We start from the raw sequence: 21376 nt of genomic DNA, 5'->3' as shown, positions 1-21376 counted from the left end.
CCGGAAAACTACTGTCGGCGTGATCGCGTCCACGCGCATCGAAAGTTGATTTTGTTTGATCAGGCGATCTGCGGATGCGCCGCGTTTTCCCGCCGCTCGCGCTCGCCCAATTCGCGCACCAGCTCCTGGAGGAAGGATTCCGTATGGGCGGGCAGGGTGCGCTCGGCGCGAACGTAGATGCCGAGGTCGGACCATACCGGACTGCCGGCATTGTCGAGCGGCAGGAAGACGAGCCGGCTGTCGCGTGACAGTCTGTCGATGCCGAGCTGGGTCTGGAAGGCGACGCCGACGCCGCGCGCGGCGAGCTCGCGCATCAGGTCGATCGAGTTGGCCTGGATCGCTGGCTCCGGCGTCTCGGACAGCTGTGCGATCAGCGGCTGGAGCAGATGATAGATCGACAGCTCCGGCAGCGCGTGGATGACGGGAAAGGCGAGACATTGGGTTAGCGTGACCGTCTTGCCGCGCGCCAGTGGATGCTCGCGCGCGACGACCGCGCCGAGGCGAAACCGCTTCAAGGCGACCTGGCGCAGGTCCGGCGGATGCCGCAGCGCCATGGCGATACCAATGTCGGCCTCGCCGCGGCTCAGGGCCTCCAGCACATCCGACGACCCCTTCACCTCGGTGGTGAAGCTGACGCGCCGGGCGCGGCCACGATGGGAGGCGATCAGGTCCGGCAGCACCGACTCCGTGAGCGACTCGATGCAGGCAATGCTGACAGTGCCGTGCCAGGTCCCGGACAGGGACGCGACGTCCGAGCGGAAACGGTCGAGGTCCTGGAGCACGTTCATGACGTGCCGGGCCAACATCTCGCCGACCGTCGTCAGCGTCAGGCCGCGCGCATTACGCTCGAACAACGGTGACCCAACCTCTTGTTCAAGCTTGAGAATCTGGCGGCTTACGGCCGACGAGGCAACGTTCAGCAAACGCGCCGCAGCCCGGATCGAGCCGGTGCGGCGGACGGCGTGGAAGTACTGGATGGCTGGTGAGTGAAATCGCATGGGACCCCTGGCCCGACTATAGCTGTTGCCGAAACGGCATCAATATGTACGAAATTCTGTGCTTTTCGAGCGCGCACCTCCCGCCTAGGTTCGCCGCCGGCTTGCCGGTCCCGCCGGACTGTCATGCCATGCGCAACGAGGCGCCAGGGGATCCGGGGTGGACGAGAACATTGTTTGCGAGGTCGCGCCGGACGCGCGTCTGGTCGATCGCCGTCGCGCGGCCGCCTATGTCGGCGTGACCGCCGGACGCTTCGAGCAGCTGGTGCGCGACAGCATCGTGCCTGCGCCGGTCATGGTGGACAACAAGCGGCGCTGGCCGCTCGCGTTGCTCGACGTCGCGAAGGACGCGGTTGTCGGCAGCAGCATGCCGTGCCTGCCGCAGGTGACGGTCGAGATTGCGCAGGATTCGCGTCCCTGCGAACGGACCCCGGCACCGGCCTCGCACGAACTGCCGGACCAGGCCTGGTTCGAGCAGCGCGCGCGGTTCGTTCAGCGCGTGCGCCGGTCGCTGCTGTCGGGCAACGAGATCCGTCTCTTGCGCGAGTTCAAGCTGCTCAGGCAGAACCAGATCAGCATGTTCGGCTATTACGGCAGCTTCGAAGCCCTGATGGTGCGCGGCTACATCGTCGAGCTCGCGCGAAAGCCGCCGTCGAGCCGTCCGCTGGTGACGTACCGGCTGACCGCGCAGGGCGAGCGGGTCCTGTCGGCGCTGAAGGACGAGCCGGCGATCTGACCGGCGCGGACAAGGCGACGGCATCCTTCGGCATCATCGCACGGCGTGCATCTCCAGAAACGCCTTCACACCAGTGACGGTGCCCGTGTCCGACGGCACATAGCCGGGTAGCGTCGCGACGGCCGCGCGAAAATCGGCGCTGCGGATGATCTCCAGGATGCGCTGCATCGGCCCGGTGTCCAGGAACGCGCGCTTGCAGACGAAGAAATAATCCTCGGTCAGGAGCCGGATGAAATCGAGGCCGAAATGCCGGGCGGCGGCTTCGACGCCGAAACTCGCATCAGCCATGCCGCTCGCGACATAGGCTGCGACCGCGGCGTGGGTGAATTCGATCTGCTGCGCGCCGTTGATGCGGCTCTCGTCGATACCGTTTGCCGCAAGCAGTTGGTCGAACAGAAGCCGCGTGCCGGAATCGTGATCGCGGTTCACGAAGCGGACTTTGGGTCCGGTGAGATCATCAAGCGAAGCGATGCGCAGCGGATTGCCGCGCGCGACCATCAATCCCATTTCGCGTGTGACGAAGCTGATGATGCGATCCTCGCGCGGATCGAGCCATTCGCGCGCAGCCTTGATGCCCTGGGCGCGCAGCGCGCCGTGCGGCAGATGCAGGCCGGAGAGATCGCAGGCGCCCTGCGCCAGAGAGACCAGCGAATGCTGGTTGCTGACATAGCGCAGATCGACGCCGATGCCGGGCTCGCGGTCGAGGAATTCGCGGAGTTTTGCGACCGCAAAACCGTGGCTGGCATGTACGCGGATCACCGACGGGCGCTGCTCGAGGAATGGCTTGATCTCGCTCGCCAGCTCCTGCGCCAGATTCTCGAGCTGAGGTCCGAGCCGGGCCTGCATGCGCTCGCCCGCCCACACCAGCCGCTCGCCGAACGGCGTGAGCTTCGAGCCTTTGCCGCGCTGGGTTTCCACCACCGGCGTGCCGAAGAACTCCGACCATTGCTCGATCAGATTCCAGACGTGGCGGTAGGAGAGGTGCGCGTCCTTGGCCGCGCTGGTGATCTTCCCGGTCCGCCGGATTTCGTTGAGGACGCCGAGCATGACGATGGCGGTGCGCGGATTGCCCTCGCGGCGAAACCGCCATACGGCCTCGATCTCGATCTGAAGCATTGGGCTTCCTTATGAACTGTACTTCATATGCGGGCCGTCCACTTGCAATTCATATCATATTTACTCCCGCGTAAGGGTGCCTAGTCTGGTATACCAGAACTGGAGGAGATATGATGTCTGTTGCATATGACTTTGCACACTCGCCGGCCACCGAGTTCATGTCCCGGCCACAGCATCTGCTGATCGACGGTCGCCGCGTCCCCGCAAGCTCCGGGCGCACCTTCAAGTCGCTCAATCCGGCCACCGGGCAGGTCATCGCCGTCGTCGCCGAAGGCAACGAGGCCGATGTGGAGTATGCGGTCGCCGCCGCGCGCCGGGCTTTCGAAGGCTCCTGGCGCACGATGCGGGCGTCCGAGCGCGGCCAGATCCTGCTGCGCTGGGCAGACCTGCTCAAGGCTCACGCCGAGGAGATCATCGAACTCGAGTCGATCGATGCGGGCAAGCCGATCGCCGCGACATCGCGGCAGGATTTTCCGGCCGCCGTCGACACGCTGATCTACTACGCCGGTTGGGCCGACAAGATCAGCGGCGACGTCGTGCCCGTGCGCGATGATGCCCTGACCTACACCGTGCGCGAGCCGGTCGGCGTGGTCGCCGCGATCGTGCCCTGGAATTTCCCGCTGATGATCGGAATGTGGAAGCTCGCGCCTGCGCTGGCCTGCGGATGCACCATCGTGATGAAGCCGGCCGAGCTGACCTCGCTGTCGGCGCTGCGCATCGCCGAGCTCGCGCTCGAAGCCGGCCTGCCGGCGGGCGTCTTCAATGTCGTCACTGGCCCCGGTCGGGTCGTCGGCGACGCGCTGGTCAATCACCCTGACGTGGACAAGGTCACCTTCACCGGCTCTCCCGGTGTGGGGCGGGGAATCATGATGGGCGCCGCAAGCAACTTCAAGCGCGTCTCGCTCGAGCTGGGCGGCAAGTCGGCCAAGGTCATTTTCGACGATGCCGATCTCGAAGCCGCATCGAAAGCTGCGGCTTCCGGCATCTTCTTCAATGCCGGCCAGGTCTGCTCGGCCGGCTCTCGCGTGCTGGTGCAGGAGAAGGCCTATGACGAGGTCGTCGAGCGGCTGGTGGCGCGCGCAAAGTCGCTCAGGATCGGCGACCCGCTCGACCGCAAGACGACGCTCGGCCCGGTGATTTCAGAGAAGCAGATCAAGTCGATCCTCGACTATGTCGAGATCGGCCGGAAGGAGGGCGCGACCCTCGTCACGGGTGGCGAGAAGGTCGGCGACCGCGGCTACTTCATCAGCCCCGCGGTGTTCGCGAATGTCGCGCACGAGATGCGGATCTCGCAGGAGGAGATCTTTGGGCCCGTCGTCAGCGTGATCAAGTTCAGGGACGAGGCCGACGCTTTGCGCATTGCCAACGGCACGGCCTACAGCCTCGCCGCCGGCGTCTGGAGCCGCGACATCGGCAAGCTGCAGCGCTTCGCCAAGCGAGCGCGCGCGGGCACGGTCTGGATGAATACCTATGGCTATACCGACGTGCGCCTGCCCTGGGGCGGCGAGCGCGACTCCGGCCTCGGCCGCGAGCACGGCACCGCCGCGCTCGACAATTTCACCGAGCCCAAGGCTGTCTGGATGAATCTGGCCGTCTGATACCTCCCGAGCGGCCAAGCCTGGAGCCCGCCTGACCACCCGTGCAGGCGGGCTCTTTTTTCGAGATCGATAAAATTCTCTGCATTCCGCTCAGCGGCGGCAAACCCTGCGGACAAGAACTGTGCGGCCTTAAACCCCGGCTTTGGAACCGGCGTGCATCCTGCCTGCAACAGGGTGGGGCATCAGCATGTCAGTTCTCAGGGAGGTCGTCGTCGCGGTCGCGGGAGTCTACGCACTTCTGTTCGCGTGCGACGCAATGTTCGGGATCGGCGAGGCGCGCTTCGACGACACTTATTACAGCGCCAGCTTCTACGCGCCGCGGCCAAAGGAGTTTCGTTTCGCCGGCGATACGCCGCCGGCTGTCCGCGTCAGCGAGGCGTTTGCGCAATTCGCGCCGGGCGAGGCCAAGCCGAACAAGCGCTACTCGTCGCTGGCGACGATCCTCCGCTAGAGCGCACACTCATCGTTCCGACTGCAATCGCGGTTCGCGCCCAGGCCGCGATGGCCCGCGTGCGCCGGTCTCCGCGGCACATCATCGACGCGACGGGCCGTGAATAGCAATCGGCCAACTGCTTCCTCAATCTTCCCAACCCGCTTTCCGAAGGCCGTCCAGCATCAGGGCATGATCTTCTGGCCGAAACCACGGTGGCCGCTGACGGACCTGAAACTCGAACGATGCCGATGAAATTGCGATTGCATTCTGCAGCGCATCATCGGCTTCAGCAGTTCGACCGAGTTGGCCGAGAGCTGCGGCAAGCCAGCGGTAGGGGGAGGGAAAATCGGGAAATGTTCGGATCGCGTGCTCCGCCGCCTCGACTGTGGCCGTGTAGTCCCGGCAAAAATAGTGAGCCAATGCGACTTGGTTCAAGCGGTTCACCAGCGATGGGTCACGAGGGTCTAGCCGAATGCACGTCTCAAGGGCGGCGAGCCCCTCTTTAGGACAGCCGGAATACGCTAGAATGACGCCCAGCGCTCCGTGAGCCGGTGCCAGATTCGGACAGAGTGCCAGCGCACGCTCGGCCTGCGCACGTGCTCCGCCGTGATCGCCCCGCGCGTTGAGCGCCAGCGCCAGGCGTGAATGGGCGTCTGCGTTGCCACGATCCAGAGCGACCGCGCGCCGCGCCAATTCTTCTTCTTCGACTTGTGTTCCTTTCGACCGACTGAGCACGGTGGAGAGCCCGATATATCCGGGCGCGAACATGGGATCCAGATCGATGGCCCGCCGAAAGAATTCTCCCGCAAGTGCATCATCCTCGGTGCTTGCCTTGCCGAGATGCCACATTCCACGCTGGTAGGCGCCCCAGGCATCAAGACTTGCGGGTGGCTTGCGCATGGCCCGCTGTTGCTCGGCGCCGGCAATGACCGGCGCGATGGCGATGGTCGTGGACTGCGCGATGTCATCCTGTACTGAGAAGATGTCGGCCATATCGCGGTCGTAGCGTTCCGCCCAGACATGATTGCCTGTCTCTGCTTCGACAAGCTGCGCGGTGACACGGACGCGGTTGCCGGATTTTCGCAGGCCGCCCTCAAGCACATAGCGAACGCCCAATTCGCGCCCGACCTGTTTCACGTCTACCGCGCGTCCCTTGAAGGAAAACGACGAATTGCGGGCGATGACGAACAGTGAGGGATATCGCGACAATGCCGTGATGACGTCCTCCGCGATTCCGTCGGCGAAGAACTCCTGGTCCGGATCGGGACTCATGTTCTGGAACGGCAGCACCGCGATGGATGGCTTGTCCGGAAGCGCCAGCGGTCGCGCAATTTCAGGCCCTTGTCCCGGCTTTGATGCTGCTGCAGATGAATTCGTATCCACAAGGAGGCGCCATGCACGCATCGGTTCGGCGATGTTCTTGAGTGCCTGCAGACCCATATCGTCGTAGGCGACGTCTATCTTGCCGCGAATCTGCCGACGAGCATCGTCGGAGATACAGATGCCGCCGGGGTCGGCTATCCCCTCAAGGCGCGCGGCGATGTTGACGCCATCGCCGAAGATGTCGTTGTCATCAAGGATAATGTCGCCGATGTGGATGCCGATCCGGAACTCGATCCTGATTGCCGGAGAGACGTCGGCGTTCTGCGCGGCCATTCCGCGCTGGACTTCGACCGCACTGCGCGCCGCGTCCACCGCACTCGCAAACTCGACCAGCATGCCGTCGCCGGTGGTCTTGACGATGCGGCCGCGATGCGCAGCGATCGTGGGATCGACAACGATCTTTCGAGCTGCCTTCAGCCGGGCCAGCGTGCCTTCCTCGTCAGCGCCCATCAGACGGCTGTAACCGGCGACATCCGCAGCCAATACCGCTACAAGTCGTCGTTCCACGCGCTCGCCGGTCAAAATGGCCTCAACAAAATGGCCTCTAAAATATGATATTTGGCCCAGCGCATCAAAGCACGCAGAGCTGCTTCAGGCCAGCACCGACATTCGTCCGGGGTCTGTTCTCACTCTCCCTGGATCCATTCAGCGAGGCCGCGCCACAATGTGTCGCGGTGGTCGGGGCGGAAGAAGCCGAAATGGCCGATCGCCTTGGCGCCGACGTCGGACGGCTTCACGTTGATTACCTCCGGCTTGATTGCGGTGAATCCGCTCGCAAGCAGCTCGACCGCGGGCCGCGTCGCCCAGGGATCGTCGGAGAAGCAGAGTGTGCGCAGCTCGCCCTTGAACTTGGCGAAATTCTCGAGCTCAGGCAGCTTTGAATCGAAGAGATAGCGGGGGCTCGAGACCCACTCGGCCCATTGCAGGAAGACGCCCTTGGGCAAATCCTCACCGATACCGGCCCAGCCCGGCGCGTAACCGAGCGCGTGGGCGAGCGGCACGCCGACAAGATTCATGAAGGCGAAGACGCGGTATTTTTCCGGCGACGTCATCAGCCGCCAGGTCGCCGCCTGCGAGGCCACGAACGCGGCGCGCGAAATCTCCGTGTTGTTGGCGATCAGCCCGAGCGCCTGGCCGCCAAAGGAGTGGCCGATATAGGCGAGAGGGAGAGTGTTGTACCGCTCGCGCATCCAGTGCACTGCGGCGGTGACGTCGAGCGCGGCCCAGTCCGACATCGAGGCCTTGAAGCCGACCAGCGATTTCGGCTGGTTGTAGCCGACCATCGCCGGCAGCCGGGAGTCGCCGATGCCGCGATAGTCGTAGGTCAGGACCGCGCAGCCGCGATGGGCGAGATAGGAGGCAAAGCCGCGATAGATTTTTCGCGGGACGGCCGTCGCCGAATTGACCAACACGGCATGACGTTTGGTGCCGCGCGGCAAGAATAGCGTACCGCTCAGCGCATACCCGTCGGTCGCCGGGAAGCTGATCTCGTCGATGAAAACGTCGTCCAGTGCCACGTCCATGGGCCGAAGGTATCTTGCCAGTTTCCGAGCCGTTCCCAGCAAATGCGAATTTGGCTTTCCCCGCAAGGCTTTGCAGTGCCAGATGGATTTACAACTGGCGGCCGGTGGTCAGCCTGTGTATAAGGCGACCCTCGCAACCCACAGATCAGGTTGTGCTTTTTGCTTCACGGAGAGATTGCGATGTCCGAGCGGTGGACGCCCGAATCCTGGCGCAGCAAGCCGGTGCTACAGGTGCCCGATTATCCCGACGCCAAGGCCTTGGCCGACGTCGAGGCGCAGCTTGCGACGTTTCCGCCGCTGGTGTTCGCGGGCGAGGCGCGCAATCTGAAGAAGGCCTTAGCGCGGGTCGCGGCCGGAGAGGCCTTCCTGCTGCAGGGCGGCGACTGCGCCGAGAGCTTTGCCGAGCACGGCGCCAACAACATCCGCGACTTCTTTCGCGTGCTGCTCCAGATGGCGGTGGTACTGACCTATGCCGGCGCCGTCCCGGTGGTGAAGGTCGGGCGCGTCGCCGGCCAGTTCGCAAAACCCCGGTCCTCGCCGATGGAGAAGATCGACGGGGTCGAGCTGCCGAGCTATCGGGGCGACATCGTCAACGACATCGCCTTCACCAAGCAAGCGCGAATCCCTGATCCGCAGCGCCAGCTGATGGCCTATCGCCAGTCGGCCGCGACGCTGAACCTGCTGCGTGCATTCGCCACCGGCGGTTACGCCAATCTCGGCAGCGTGCATCAGTGGATGCTCGGTTTCCTCAAGGACTCGCCGCAGTCCCGTCGCTACAAGGAATTGGCCGACCGCATCTCGGACGCGCTCAATTTCATGCGCGCCTGTGGCCTCGATCTCGAGGCCCATCCCGAGCTGCGCGCCACCGATTTCTACACCAGCCACGAGGCCCTGCTGCTCGGCTACGAGCAGGCCATGACCCGCGTCGATTCCACCACCGGCGACTGGTACGCGACCTCGGGTCACATGATCTGGATCGGCGACCGCACCCGCCAGCTCGACCACGGCCATATCGAATATTTCCGCGGCATCAAGAATCCGATCGGGCTCAAATGCGGCCCGTCGCTCAAGCCCGACGAGCTGCTGAAGCTGATCGACGTGCTCAATCCCGACAACGAACCGGGCCGGTTGACGCTGATCGGCCGCTTCGGCTCCGATAAGATCGGCGAGCACCTGCCGAACATGATCCGCGCCGTGAAGCGCGAGGGCAAAGTGGTGGTCTGGTCGTGCGATCCCATGCACGGCAACACCATCACCTCGACGTCAGGTTACAAGACGCGGCCCTTCGACCGCATCCTGTCCGAGGTAAAGTCGTTCTTCGCGATCCACGCCGCGGAAGGCACCCATGCCGGCGGCGTGCATCTGGAGATGACCGGTCAGGACGTCACCGAGTGCCTTGGCGGTGCCCGCGCGATCACCGACGAGGATCTCAACGACCGCTATCACACGGTCTGTGATCCCCGGCTCAACGCCGAGCAATCCATCGACATGGCTTTCCTGGTCGCAGAACTGCTCAAGCAGGAACGCGCCGGCAAGGTCAGGCCGATGCCGGTCGCAGCGGGGCTCTGAGACCTTGCTGCGGATCTGGAAGGCCACGATCAATTCCCGTAACGGTCTGGCCTTTGCGTTCCGCTCGGAGCAGGCGGTCCGCGAGGAGATCGTTGCGCTCCTCTTGTCGCTGCCGCTTGCATGGTTCGTCGGCGCGACGGCGATGCGCGCGGTCGAGCTGATCTGCGCGGTGGCGTTCGTGCTGGTGGTCGAGCTGCTCAATACTTCGATCGAGAAGCTTGCCGACCGGCTGACCATGGATCACGACAAGCAGATCGGACGGGTCAAGGACATGGGCTCGGCCGCCGTCGGTGTTGCGCTCCTGATGGCCGGCGCGTTCTGGATCATCGCCATCATCGAGCGATTGGGATCTCTCTAGAGCGCGTCTCGCGCTTTGGACTGTTTTTTGAGCATGATCTTTTCGGAAAACAGCTTCACGCTTTTCCGGATCATGCTTTGATCGGAGCGCCATGACCGAACGTCTCAACGCATTCGCGGTCACGCTCGCCCAGCTCAATCCGACCATGGGCGACATCGACGGCAATGCCGCCAAAGCGCGCGCGGCGCGCGTGCGGGCGGCCGCCGACGGCGGCGATCTCGTGCTGTTTCCGGAATTGTTCATCTCCGGCTACCCGCCGGAAGATCTGGTGCAGAAGCCTTCCTTTCAGGCCGCCTGCCGCGCTGCGATCGAAGCGCTGGCGCGCGAGACCGCCGATGGCGGGCCGGCCATGCTGGTCGGCACGCCCTGGGTCGAGGAGGGCAGGCTCTACAATGCCTGCGCGCTGCTCGATGGCGGCCGTATCGCTGGCTTACGCTTCAAATGCAATCTGCCGAATTACGGTGTGTTCGACGAGAAGCGGCTGTTTTCGCGCGGCCCCGCGGCGGGCCCCGTCACCGTGCGCGGCGTGCGCATCGGTGTGCCGATCTGTGAGGACATCTGGCTGGAGGAGTCCGAGGACTACGAGAACGTGGTCGAGACGCTGGCCGAGACCGGCGCCGAGATCATCCTCGTGCCGAACGGATCTCCTTACGCCCGCAACAAGGCTGACGTGCGTTTGTCGGTCGCGGTCGCGCGCGTCACCGAGAGCGGTCTGCCGCTGGTCTATCTCAACCAGGTTTGCGGCCAGGACGAGCTGGTGTTCGACGGTGCTTCCTTCGCGCTCAACGGCGACCTTTCGCTCGCAGCGCAATTGCCGGCATTCGCGGAGAGCGTCACCACACTGCGGTTCACACGAAGCGGCGACGATTGGCGCTGCACCGGTCCGATCGCCGCGCAGCCCGAGGGCGACCACGCCGACTACGCGGCCTGCGTGCTGGGTCTGCGCGACTACGTCGCCAAGAATGGCTTTCCCGGTGTGCTGCTCGGCATTTCCGGCGGCATCGACTCCGCGCTGTGCGCCGCGATCGCCGTCGACGCGCTCGGGGCCGATCAGGTGCATGGCGTGATGCTGCCCTATCGCTACACTGCGGCAAGCTCGATTGCGGACGCCGGCGAGCTCGCCGGCCATCTCGGCATCCGCTACGAGGTGCTGCCGGTCGCGGAAGCAGTAAGCGGGTTCGAGACCATCCTGTCCGGCGTCTTCAAGAATCTGCCGCCCGATGTCACCGAGGAAAATCTCCAGGCCCGCACCCGGGGCACGCTGCTGATGGCGATCTCCAACAAGACCGGGCTGATGGTGGTGACCACCGGCAACAAGTCGGAGATGTCGGTCGGCTACGCCACGCTCTATGGCGACATGAACGGCGGCTTCAATCCGATCAAGGACATTTACAAGACGCAGGTGTTTCGGCTGGCGAGCTTGCGCAATTCGTGGAAGCCTGAGGGGGCGCTGGGGCCGGCCGGCGAGGTGATCCCGCCCGACATCATCACGCGTCCACCGACCGCGGAGCTGCGCGAGAACCAGACCGACCAGGATTCGTTGCCCCCTTACGACGTGCTCGATGCCATCCTGGAGCGTCTGATCGAGCGCGAAGAGCCGCTCGACAACATCATCGCGGCCGGCTTCGACCGCGAAACGGTCACCCGCATCGACCATCTCCTCAACGTCGCCGAATACAAACGCCGCCAGGCCGCCCCCGGCGTCAAGGTCACGGCCAGGAATTTCGGCCGCGACCGCCGCTATCCCATCACCAACCGTTTTCGCGACAAAGGCGAGCAGCTCGCCGCCCCGGACGAGACGCTGGTGTCGCGTGGGAGCAAAGCCTCGATCGACGCATTCGAGGGGTGAGGCTGGCGCTTGCGCTGCCGTTTCCGCAAGCGAGATGGGCGTTGTTGTGCCCTCGCCCCTTGCGGGAGAGGGCAGCTCCGCCGTCGAAGCGAACTCATTCGGGTGAGGGGTCTATCTCGCGTACTCATGTGCACATGTGGGCGCGGATAGAACCCCTCATCCGGCGCTTCGCGCCACCTTCTCCCGCAAGGGGAGAAGGGAAGAGCCGCCTACTTCTGCTGTTGCGGCAGGAAGCTTGGCCCGACCGAACGGATCGGCTTGTTCTCGGACGAGGTCGTAGCGGTGCCGGTTTCCGCCGGCGGCGTTGCTGCCGGCGCGCCAGCCGTCGTCGTCGCCGGCGCTGCGCCCTTCTTGGCATTCGCAGGCGTGCCCTTGTTGAGCTGCCGCTGCTGCATCTTCTTGGCGCTCTCCTCGGTGACGATGATGTCACCCTGCTGCTCGGCCGATGCCTTGTCGTCGGCGGATTTGAGCGCGTCCGCCCAGGTCTGGCCCGCGGCCTTGCAGGAGCAGGACGGGTTGAACTCGCTGCGGAATTTGAACGCGGTCGGCAGCGCCGTGTAGGGCTGGCCGCTGGTGGAGACCGCGGAGTTCATGTCCTCGCCGGGATTGCGATGGGTGTAGAGCACGGCTTCGGCGGCCGGGCACAGCGCCTTGCAGGTCTTCTCGTCGTCGGGGAAGCGCGCCGGCACGGTCGCAAACGAGACCGGGAAGTAGGCGCCGTCGCAGGTGCGCACGCACACGGTGCGATAGGTGCCTGATTGCGGGCCGAGATCGGACGGCGGCACGCCTTGCGGATTGTTGGGGTTGTTGCCGCCGAACAGATTGCTCAGGAAATTGCCGCCGCCTTGCGACTGCGCGGCGTTGGCATATTGCGGGCCGCAATTGTTCTGCGCCAGCGCTGCCAGCACCGAGCGGCGCTGGTTGTCACGCTCGGGGCTGAAGCCGCCGGCGCCGCCGCGCAGGCGTTCGAGATTGCCGGTGATCTGGTCCAGATTGGCGCGCATCTGCTGGATCTGGGTGTTGACCGGACCGCATTGCGCCGACTGGCCGCTGAACAGCGAGAAGAAGCCGGAGGAATCGCAACCCATGCGCTTGGCCTGCATGGTGACGCGGTCGAGCTCGGCCTGCTGCTTGGTCTGGGATTCCTGATAGCGGCGGATCTGGTCTTCGCGCGCGGGATCACCACCGCCGCCGCCACGATCGAGACCGGCGAGCTGGCCTTCCAGGCGCGCGCACATCGGGTTGGGTCCGAGCCCGTTCTGGCCGGGCTGAGGCGGCGGTCCCGGCGGGCCGGCCTGTGCGAACGCGTTATTGGCGAGCGAGACCGTGCTCAAGAGCACGGCGCAGGCAAGGATCGAGCGAGCACGGGAGAGAGACAAAAATTCAGGCATATCCGCCATTCTAGCGAGGTCACGGCCACGCGTGATGTGGGGGGCCGAAGCGCGCCCTCCCATAGCCGCTTCCTGCGGCATCGTCACGTCGTTTCAGAGGCCAGGGATTGGACCTAAGGTACGCCAGTTCCGAGCGAATTCAGCGCTGGCAGGTGATTGCGACATATTCATCGCAATGGCCATGAGAGCAGTTTGCGCCGGATTTGGGGACAGAGCCGGTAATTTCGTCGGGATCGACCCGGCGATAGGCCGAAGCCTGGGCAAAATCACGTGACTGGCAGTAGGTGCGGGCGACCTGCGCGCCGCATTTGTCGCTTTTGGCCAGGCACTGATCGACGCCGTAGCCGTCCGCCTGGTTGGGGATGATGAAGACGCGGGTCTCGGCGAGAGCGCTGGAAACGACGAGGATGGAGGCGCAGGAAATGAGCGCAAGCAATGATCGCATGAAAACACCGGGGCAAAAAAAAGAAACTGCCAGTTCCAGAATGGGCTCAAATGGTTAAGGATATGAACCATCTATGCGCGGCGGCTGCGCATTGCGGAGATAAAGCGGCATTTTCGCGGCTCTCTTGACGCGGGGCCGCCTCATAGCCCATATGTTCCGTCATGAACGGTCTCCTCGTCATTTGCGCCATTTGCCGCGAGATTACGAGCTAGCGATTCGCTGGCTGGAGCCGTCTTTTCTCAAAACCATTGAGAGCACTGGACGCCCGGCCAACAGCCGACGGGTATCCTTATGGAATTGCGCCTTTACGATACGCTGAGCCGGGACAAGCGCACCTTCGTGCCGCTCGATGCCAAGGACGTCCGCATGTATGTTTGCGGACCGACGGTCTATGACTTCGCCCATATCGGCAATGCCCGGCCCGTGATCGTGTTCGACGTGCTGTTTCGGCTGCTGCGCCATCTCTATGGCGCGGCCCACGTCAAATATGTCCGCAACATCACCGACGTCGACGACAAGATCAACGACCGCGCCGCGCGGGATTTCCCCGGCCTGCCGCTGAACGAGGCGATCCGGAAAGTCACCGAGCAGACCGGCAAACAGTTTCACGCCGACGTTGACGCACTCGGTGCGCTGCGGCCAAGCGTCGAGCCGCGTGCGACCGAACATATCGGCGAGATGCGCGAGATCATCGAACGGCTGGTCGCGGGCGGTTTTGCCTATGTTGCCGAGGATCATGTGCTGTTCTCGCCGCAGGCGATGAACGCGGCCGATGCCGGGCTGCCGCGCTATGGCGCGTTGTCAAACCGTTCGCTGGACGAGATGGTCGCCGGCGCCCGCGTCGATGTCGCGCCCTACAAGAAGGGCAACACCGACTTCGTGCTGTGGAAGCCGTCCAAGCCCGGCGAGCCGTCATGGCCGTCACCGGCCGGCGTCTCCGCGCAGGGTCGCCCGGGCTGGCACGTCGAGTGCTCGGCCATGGCCTGGAAGCATCTCGGCGAGCACTTCGACATCCATGGCGGCGGCATCGATCTCGTGTTTCCGCATCACGAGAACGAGGTCGCGCAGACCTGCTGCGCCTTCCACCGGGAGCGCATGGCGAACTACTGGATGCATAACGGCTTCCTGCAGGTCGAGAGTGAGAAGATGTCGAAATCGCTCGGCAACTTCGTAACGATTCACGAACTGCTGGCGGACTGGCCGGGCGAAGTGCTGCGCCTGAATATGCTCAAGACGCATTACCGCTCGCCGATCGACTGGACCATGAAGTCGCTGGAGGAGAGCGCCAGGACGCTCGACGATTGGTATCGGGTTGCGGCCGACGTCGCGCCCGGCAAGCCGGCCCCGTCAGTGATCGAGCCGCTGCTCGACGACCTCAACACGCCGCTGGCGATCGCGGCGCTGCATGGCCTGCGCGGCGGCGACGTTGGTGCCCTCGCGGGTTCGTTGCGGCTGCTCGGCTTTCTCTCCGAGAGCGGCGCACAGTGGGAAGGACGCAAGCAGCAGGCGAGCGGCGTCGATGCCAAGGAAGTCGAGCGCCTGATCTCGGAGCGGACGGCGGCGCGTGCGCGCAAGGACTTTGCGGAGTCCGACCGTATCCGCGATCTGCTTGCCGCGATGGGCGTTGCGATCAAGGACTCCAAGGAAGGCACGACGTGGGAGGTCGCACGATGAAGCGGCCCGACACGCCTTTTCCGCGGCACTGGTTCTACTACATCGCGCTGAAAATCCTGCTGCTCGGTGCCGCCGTGGCCCTGGCGCTGAAACTCTATGGGATGTGGTGAAGACGATGGCACAAGCACTCCCAAAGCCCGGCTTGCGGCCCTTCCTGCCGGAGGATGTGCCGGTTCTCGCCGCGATCTTCACGGCCAGCATCGAAGAGCTGACCGGCGACGACTACAGCGAAGCGCAGCAGCAGGCCTGGATGGCCGCGGCGGAGGACGAAGAGTTCGGCAAGGGGCTCGCCTCCGACCTGACGCTGATCGCAACGCTGGAGGGATCACCGGTGGGCTTTGCGTCGCTGCGCGGCAAGGATCATATCCGCATGCTCTATGTGCATCCGGCCGTGGCCGGGCAGGGCCTTGCGACGATGCTCGTGGATGCGCTGGAAAAGCTTGCGGGCGGCCGCGGCGCCGACAAGCTGACGGTCGATGCCAGCGACAACGCGCAGGGCTTTTTTGCCAAGCGCGGCTATGTCGCCATGCAGCGCAACAGCATCACCGTCAACGACGAGTGGCTGGCCAACACCACCATGCAGAAGACGCTGGGCAGCGGACCCGCGACGGGAGCGCTGCAATGAGCAAGGAGCGCCTTTATCTGTTCGACACCACGCTGCGCGACGGCGCGCAGACCAACGGCGTCGATTTCACGCTGACCGACAAGCAAATCATCGCCCAGATGCTCGATGAACTCGGCATCGACTATGTCGAGGGCGGCTATCCCGGCGCCAATCCGACCGACACCGAGTTCTTCGGCACCAAGCCGAAGTTTTCGCATGCGCGCTTCACCGCGTTCGGCATGACGCGCCGGGCGGGACGCTCGGTGTCCAACGATCCCGGCGTGGCCGGGCTGCTGGAGGCTCAAGCCGACGTGATCTGCTTCGTGGCGAAGTCGTCGGCCTATCAGGTGCGCGTTGCCCTGGAGACGACGAAGGAGGAGAACCTCGCCTCGATTCGCGACAGCGTCGCAGCAGCCCGGGCCGCCGGCCGCGAGGTGATGCTCGACTGCGAGCATTTCTTCGACGGTTACAAGGAGGATTCCAGTTTCGCGCTCGCCTGCGCGAAAGCTGCTTATGAAGCGGGCGCGCGCTGGGTGGTGCTGTGCGACACCAACGGCGGCACCATGCCAAACGAGGTCGAGGCTATCGTCGCCGAGGTGGCGAAGCACATCCCCGGCGATCATCTCGGCATTCACGCCCATAACGACACCGAGCAGGCGGTGGCGAATTCGCTGGCGGCGGTGCGCGCCGGCGCGCGGCAGATCCAGGGCACGCTGAACGGCCTCGGCGAGCGCTGCGGCAACGCCAATCTCTGCTCGCTGATCCCGACCCTGAAGCTGAAGGCCGAGTTTGCCGACGCCTTCGAGATCGGCGTCACGGCGGAGAAGCTCGCGACCCTGGTCAAGGTGTCGCGCACGCTCGACGACATGCTCAATCGCGTGCCCAACCGGCATGCGGCCTATGTCGGCGAGAGCGCGTTCGTCACCAAGACCGGCATCCACGCCTCCGCCGTGCTGAAGGATCCGCAGACCTACGAGCATGTCTTGCCAGAGCTGGTCGGCAATCACCGCAAGGTGCTGGTGTCCGACCAGGCCGGCCGCTCCAACGTCATTGCCGAGCTCGACCGCGCCGGTATCGCCTACGAGAAGAGCGATCCGAAGCTGTCGCGGCTGGTCGAGGAGTTGAAGGAGCGCGAGGCGCAGGGCTACGCATATGAATCCGCCAACGCCTCGTTCGAACTGCTGGCGCGGCGCACGCTCGGCAAGGTGCCGCATTATTTCGAGGTCGAGCAGTTCGACGTCAATGTCGAGCAACGCTACAATTCGCATGGGGAGCGCGTCACCGTGGCGCTGGCGGTGGTCAAGGTCGACGTCGCCGGCGAGCATCTGATCTCGGCGGCCGAAGGCAACGGTCCCGTCAACGCGCTCGACGTCGCGCTGCGCAAGGATCTCGGCAAGTACCAGAAATATATCGAAGGCCTGACGCTGATCGACTATCGCGTCCGTATCCTCAACGGCGGCACCGGCGCGGTCACGCGCGTCCTGATCGAGAGCGAGGACGAGAACGGCGACAGCTGGACCACGGTCGGGGTGTCCCCCAACATCATCGACGCCTCGTTCCAGGCGCTGATGGATTCGGTGATCTACAAGCTGGTGAAGTCGGGCGCGCCGGCATAGGGGATGGTAGCGTGAGCTATGGCGGTGCCATATACGCCGTCATTGCGAGGAGCGAAGCGACGAAGCAATCCAGACTGCTTCCGCTGAGCCAGTCTGGATTGCTTCGCTTCGCTCGCAATGACGAGGAGAGAGGGGAGCGCGACCCATGATCGATCACATCTCTGTCGGCGTCAGCGATCTGCAATGCTCGGCGACATTTTACGAAGCAACGCTCGGGGCCCTCGGGCTCACGTGCGTCGTCACGCGGCCGCGGACGATCGGCTTTGGCAAGGCCTATCCCGAATTCTGGATTAATCTGCGCGAGGGCATGCCACGCGTCACGCCGGAGAGCGGCGTGCATATCTGCCTGCGGGCCAGGACGACCGCCGAGATCGATGCATTTCACGCCGCGGCGCTGTCCGCGGGCGGCGCGTCCGACGGCGCGCCGGGTATCCGCCCGCACGATCGCGTGCGTTATTACGCAGCCTTCGTCGTCGACCCCGATGGTAACCGGATCGAGGCGGTGACGTTTCCTGCGGACTAGAGCTTGCGCGCCATTTCCGGGGCGAGCTGCTTGTCCGCATCTTCGATCTGCGCTGCAGCCGATTTCAGCTTCGGCAAAATCTCTTCGATCCGATCGGCCTTGAGGATGTCGACCGAAAGCCCGGCGCGGATGAATTCGGTCTGGCGCATGTGCGACAGCAGCGAGAACAGCGGCTCCCAGAAATTGTCGATGTTGGCTAGCAGCACCGGCTTGGCGTGACGTCCGAGCTGCTTCCAGGTCAATTGCTCGACCAGTTCCTCCAGCGTGCCGACGCCGCCCGGTAGCGCCACGAAGGCGTCGGAGCGTTCGAACATCAAGCGCTTGCGCTCGTGCATGTCGGGGGTGACGATCATCTCCTGCACGCGGGTCAGCGCGTTTTCGCGCATCCGCAGGAAATCGGGGATGATGCCGGTGACGGTGCCGCCGTGGTCGAGAACGGAGGTCGCCACCGAGCCCATCAGGCCGAGCGAGCCGCCGCCATAGACGAGGCGGATGTTGTTCTCGGCGAGCGCCTTGCCGAACGCCTTGGCGCCTTCGGTGAAACGGGGATTGGTTCCTGGGCCGGAGCCGCAATAGACACAGACGGTTTTGATCGTGCTCATTGGTGCCATGATGCATTGCAGCGGAGAGGCGTCAAGCCCAATCGGTGATTCGGGACTTCCGGAAATCTACCGGTAAACGACGACGAACAATCGAAGATTCGCCATCTGGCGGGGTGCATGGGCGTCGGTAAGGCTCTATATGACAAGCGAAAATCCTTAATGGCAACGCAGCCCGCATCCGCCGGGCTTTTCAGGCTTCTTGATGGATCAAGCTCAATCGCCCGCCGGCCCCAACGTTCCTGATCCCGCCGGGGGGCCGCTGGAGCGGGCCACGCTGATGGGCACGCTGGCTCATCTGTGGCCCTATATCTGGCCGGGCGACCGCTTCGACCTGAAGATGCGCGTGGTCTGGTCGATGGTGCTGCTGCTCGCCGCCAAGCTGATCACGCTGACGGTTCCTTTCAGCTTCAAATGGGCGACCGACGCGCTGACCGGCGCCAACACGGCGCCGGTGCAGGCCGACAATTGGCACCTCTGGGTGATCGCCTCGCCGCTGTTGCTGACCGCCAGCTACGGCGTGATGCGCATCGTGATGGCGGTGCTGACGCAATGGCGCGACGGCATTTTCGCGCGCGTTGCCATGCATGCGGTGCGCAAGCTGGCCACCATCACCTTCATCCACATGCACGAGCTGTCGCTGCGCTTCCACCTGGAGCGCAAGACCGGCGGCCTGACGCGCGTGCTCGAGCGTGGCCGCGAGGGCATCGAGGTCATCGTGCGCATGGTGATCCTGCAGTTGATTCCGACCATCGTCGAGGTCTCGCTGCTGATGGCCGTGCTGCTGTGGCAGTTCGATTGGCGCTACGTGCTCGCGACCCTCGTCACTGTCGCGGTCTACATGTACTACACCTACATCGCGACCGAGTGGCGGATCGGCATCCGTCGCAAGATGAACGATGCCGACACCGAGGCGAACACAAAGGCGATCGACTCGCTGCTCAACTACGAGACCGTCAAATATTTCAGCGCCGAGACCCGCGAGGCGCAGCGCTACGACCGATCGGTCGCGCGTTACGAGGAGTCGAGCGTCCAGGCTTATACTTCGCTTGCCGTGCTCAACACCGGGCAAGCCGTGATCTTCACGCTGGGACTGACCGCGACCATGTTGATGTGCGCGATCGGCGTCCGCAACGGCACCAACACGGTCGGCGATTTCGTGCTGGTCAACGCCATGATGATCCAGCTTTACCAGCCCTTGAACTTCATGGGCATGGTCTATCGCGAGATCAAGCAGGCGATCATCGACATCGAGAAGATGTTCAACGTGCTGGGGCGCGAGGCCGAGATCAAGGATGCGCCGGGTGCGAAGCCCCTGGTGGTCTCCGCAGGCAATGTGCGTTTCGAGGACGTGCGCTTCGCTTATGAGCCTGCGCGCCCGATCCTGAAGGGCATCAGCTTCGAGGTGCCGGCCGGCAAGACGGTGGCGATCGTCGGCCCGTCCGGCGCCGGCAAATCGACCATCTCGCGGCTGCTGTTCCGCCTCTACGACATTTCCGGCGGCCGCATCCTGATCGACGGCCAGGACATTCGCGAAATCACGCAGGCGAGCTTGCGAGCTTCCATCGGCATGGTGCCGCAGGACACCGTGCTGTTCAACGACACCATCCGCTACAACATCCGCTACGGCCGCTGGGACGCCAGCGATGCCGAGGTCGAGCAGGCGGCGCAACTGGCGCAGATCGACCATTTCATCCGCATGGCGCCGAAGGGTTACGAGACTCAGGTCGGGGAGCGCGGCCTGAAACTGTCCGGTGGTGAAAAACAACGGGTCGCGATCGCGCGCACCGTGTTGAAGGCGCCGCCGATCCTGGTGCTGGACGAGGCGACCTCCGCGCTTGACACCCACACCGAGCACGAAATCCAGGGTGCACTCGAGCGCGTGGCGAAGAATCGCACTTCACTGGTGATCGCCCATCGGCTCTCGACCATCGTCGGCGCCGACGAGATCATCGTGCTGGATCAGGGCCGCATCGCCGAGCGCGGCACCCACGCGAAACTGCTCGCGGAGGGGGGACTTTACGCCAGCATGTGGAACAGGCAGCGCGAGGCCGAGGCGGCGCGCGAGAAACTGGCCAGGATAGCCGATTCCGGCGAGGCGCCCAACCGGGAGCCGCCACCGGTCGCCGATGTCCTGACCACGCCTGCGGCGGCGGAGTGACCTTGTCTCAGGTCCCAACTCTGGCCTAAACAACACCACCGCGCGGGACGACCTGCGCCATCAACCCTGAGCGGCAGATAGCGATGTCCATTCTCGATTCGATCCAGCGTCAGATCCCGCCGATCCACAAGGAGGGTTATCCCTTCATCGGAGGCTTTGCGCTGGCAAGCCTCGTCCTGTTCTGGCTGTGGTCGCCTTTGGGGTGGATCGGCACCATCCTGACCGTGTGGTGCGCGCTGTTCTTCCGCGACCCCGTGCGCGTGACCCCGGTGCGCGAGGGGCTCGTGGTGTCGCCCGCCGACGGCCGCGTCTCGATGATCACCATGGCGCTGCCGCCGGCCGAGCTCGGGCTCGGCGACCGGCCGCTGCCGCGCATCTCGGTGTTCATGAGCGTGTTCAACTGCCACGTGAACCGCAGCCCGATTGCGGGCCGGGTGGACCGTATCGCCTACCGTCCCGGCCTGTTCATCAATGCCGAGCTGGACAAGGCGAGCGAGGACAATGAGCGCAACTCGCTGGCGATTACCACGCCGACGGCGCGGATCGGCGTGGTCCAGATCGCAGGGCTCGTCGCCAAGCGCATCGTCTGCTTCGTCAAAGAGGGGCAGGCGATCGGCGCGGGTGAGCGTTTCGGCCTGATCCGCTTCGGCTCGCGGCTCGACGTCTATCTGCCGCTGGGCACCAAAGCGCTGGTCTCGGAAGGCCAGACCGCGATCGCCGGCGAGACGATTCTGGCCGATCTCGCCGGAGACGACCCGAGCCGCGCCTACCGTTCCAATTAACCAATAAGTCGGCCCGGGGGG

General features: G+C 64.4%; 19 protein-coding genes. 12 read left to right on the top strand and 7 right to left on the bottom strand.

What is annotated here, in order from left to right:
* Positions 1–59: 59 nt before the first annotated feature.
* On the bottom strand, positions 60–998 hold the full coding sequence (locus tag ACVIN2_RS06020) for a LysR family transcriptional regulator (RefSeq protein WP_456764869.1): 939 nt from the start codon (positions 996–998) through the stop codon (positions 60–62).
* Between the two features lie 157 nt (positions 999–1155).
* Here ACVIN2_RS06020 and ACVIN2_RS06015 point away from each other — a divergent pair, with 157 nt between their 5' ends.
* Positions 1156–1731, top strand: coding sequence for a hypothetical protein (locus tag ACVIN2_RS06015; protein ID WP_456764868.1), 576 nt, complete (start codon positions 1156–1158; stop codon positions 1729–1731).
* Between the two features lie 33 nt (positions 1732–1764).
* Here the strand turns inward: ACVIN2_RS06015 and ACVIN2_RS06010 are convergent, their stop codons facing one another.
* Positions 1765–2847, bottom strand: coding sequence for a substrate-binding domain-containing protein (locus tag ACVIN2_RS06010; protein ID WP_456764867.1), 1083 nt, complete (start codon positions 2845–2847; stop codon positions 1765–1767).
* A 113-nt stretch (positions 2848–2960) separates the two neighbouring features.
* Between ACVIN2_RS06010 and ACVIN2_RS06005 the strand changes: the two genes are divergently transcribed.
* Positions 2961–4445, top strand: coding sequence for an aldehyde dehydrogenase family protein (locus ACVIN2_RS06005; RefSeq protein ID WP_456769654.1), 1485 nt, complete (start codon positions 2961–2963; stop codon positions 4443–4445).
* Between the two features lie 187 nt (positions 4446–4632).
* Complete coding sequence (locus ACVIN2_RS06000) at positions 4633–4896, top strand: hypothetical protein (RefSeq protein WP_456764866.1); 264 nt, start codon at positions 4633–4635, stop codon at positions 4894–4896.
* A gap of 126 nt (positions 4897–5022) precedes the next feature.
* On the opposite strand, the gene ACVIN2_RS05995 is transcribed toward ACVIN2_RS06000, so the two are convergent.
* Both ACVIN2_RS05995 and ACVIN2_RS05990 read right to left on the bottom strand, forming a co-directional pair.
* Positions 5023–6783 carry an adenylate/guanylate cyclase domain-containing protein gene (locus tag ACVIN2_RS05995; RefSeq protein ID WP_456764865.1) on the bottom strand — a complete coding sequence of 587 codons (1761 nt, stop codon included), beginning with the start codon at positions 6781–6783 and terminating at the stop codon, positions 5023–5025.
* A 104-nt stretch (positions 6784–6887) separates the two neighbouring features.
* Positions 6888–7784 (bottom strand): alpha/beta hydrolase family protein, encoded by an 897-nt coding sequence (locus tag ACVIN2_RS05990; protein ID WP_456764864.1) that lies wholly within the window; start codon positions 7782–7784, stop codon positions 6888–6890.
* A gap of 180 nt (positions 7785–7964) precedes the next feature.
* On the opposite strand from ACVIN2_RS05990, the gene ACVIN2_RS05985 reads away from it, so the two are divergent.
* From ACVIN2_RS05985 to ACVIN2_RS05975, 3 genes are all read left to right on the top strand, one after another.
* Positions 7965–9353, top strand: a complete 1389-nt coding sequence (locus ACVIN2_RS05985) for a class II 3-deoxy-7-phosphoheptulonate synthase (RefSeq protein WP_247297630.1) — start codon at positions 7965–7967, stop codon at positions 9351–9353.
* 4 nt (positions 9354–9357) lie between these two features.
* Positions 9358–9711 (top strand): diacylglycerol kinase, encoded by a 354-nt coding sequence (locus tag ACVIN2_RS05980; protein WP_456764863.1) that lies wholly within the window; start codon positions 9358–9360, stop codon positions 9709–9711.
* A 91-nt stretch (positions 9712–9802) separates the two neighbouring features.
* On the top strand, positions 9803–11560 hold the full coding sequence (locus ACVIN2_RS05975) for an NAD+ synthase (protein ID WP_456764862.1): 1758 nt from the start codon (positions 9803–9805) through the stop codon (positions 11558–11560).
* A gap of 209 nt (positions 11561–11769) precedes the next feature.
* On the opposite strand, the gene ACVIN2_RS05970 is transcribed toward ACVIN2_RS05975, so the two are convergent.
* Together ACVIN2_RS05970 and ACVIN2_RS05965 are read right to left on the bottom strand one after the other, a co-directional pair.
* Complete coding sequence (locus tag ACVIN2_RS05970) at positions 11770–12960, bottom strand: DUF2865 domain-containing protein (protein WP_456764861.1); 1191 nt, start codon at positions 12958–12960, stop codon at positions 11770–11772.
* A gap of 130 nt (positions 12961–13090) precedes the next feature.
* Entirely contained in the window at positions 13091–13396 is a 306-nt protein-coding gene (locus ACVIN2_RS05965; protein ID WP_007592521.1) for a hypothetical protein, read from the bottom strand.
* 291 nt (positions 13397–13687) lie between these two features.
* On the opposite strand from ACVIN2_RS05965, the gene cysS reads away from it, so the two are divergent.
* From cysS to ACVIN2_RS05945, 4 genes are all read left to right on the top strand, one after another.
* On the top strand, positions 13688–15070 hold the full coding sequence (cysS, locus tag ACVIN2_RS05960) for a cysteine--tRNA ligase (protein WP_456764860.1): 1383 nt from the start codon (positions 13688–13690) through the stop codon (positions 15068–15070).
* Positions 15071–15185: 115 nt separating this feature from the next.
* A complete protein-coding gene (locus tag ACVIN2_RS05955; protein ID WP_354161190.1) occupies positions 15186–15695 on the top strand; it encodes a GNAT family N-acetyltransferase in 510 nt (169 codons plus the stop codon).
* Positions 15692–17290, top strand: coding sequence for a citramalate synthase (gene cimA, locus ACVIN2_RS05950; protein WP_456764859.1), 1599 nt, complete (start codon positions 15692–15694; stop codon positions 17288–17290). The genes ACVIN2_RS05955 and cimA overlap by 4 nt, the downstream gene beginning before the upstream one ends.
* A 145-nt stretch (positions 17291–17435) precedes the next feature.
* Complete coding sequence (locus ACVIN2_RS05945; protein ID WP_456764858.1) at positions 17436–17813, top strand: VOC family protein; 378 nt, start codon at positions 17436–17438, stop codon at positions 17811–17813.
* Here ACVIN2_RS05945 and ACVIN2_RS05940 read toward each other — a convergent pair.
* Entirely contained in the window at positions 17810–18415 is a 606-nt protein-coding gene (locus tag ACVIN2_RS05940; protein ID WP_456764857.1) for an LOG family protein, read from the bottom strand. The two genes, ACVIN2_RS05945 and ACVIN2_RS05940, sit on opposite strands and share 4 nt — an antisense overlap.
* 202 nt (positions 18416–18617) lie before the next feature.
* Here ACVIN2_RS05940 and ACVIN2_RS05935 point away from each other — a divergent pair, with 202 nt between their 5' ends.
* Together ACVIN2_RS05935 and ACVIN2_RS05930 are read left to right on the top strand one after the other, a co-directional pair.
* The gene (locus tag ACVIN2_RS05935) at positions 18618–20573 is read left to right on the top strand and encodes an ABCB family ABC transporter ATP-binding protein/permease (protein ID WP_456764856.1); all 1956 of its coding nucleotides are present in this window, start codon (positions 18618–18620) and stop codon (positions 20571–20573) included.
* A 77-nt stretch (positions 20574–20650) separates the two neighbouring features.
* Positions 20651–21355 carry a phosphatidylserine decarboxylase gene (locus tag ACVIN2_RS05930; RefSeq protein WP_456769653.1) on the top strand — a complete coding sequence of 235 codons (705 nt, stop codon included), beginning with the start codon at positions 20651–20653 and terminating at the stop codon, positions 21353–21355.
* The last annotated feature ends 21 nt before the right edge of the window (positions 21356–21376 follow it).

This window comes from Bradyrhizobium sp. USDA 3650, assembly GCF_054057395.1.
This window is presented reverse-complemented; position numbering and strand designations above follow the sequence as displayed.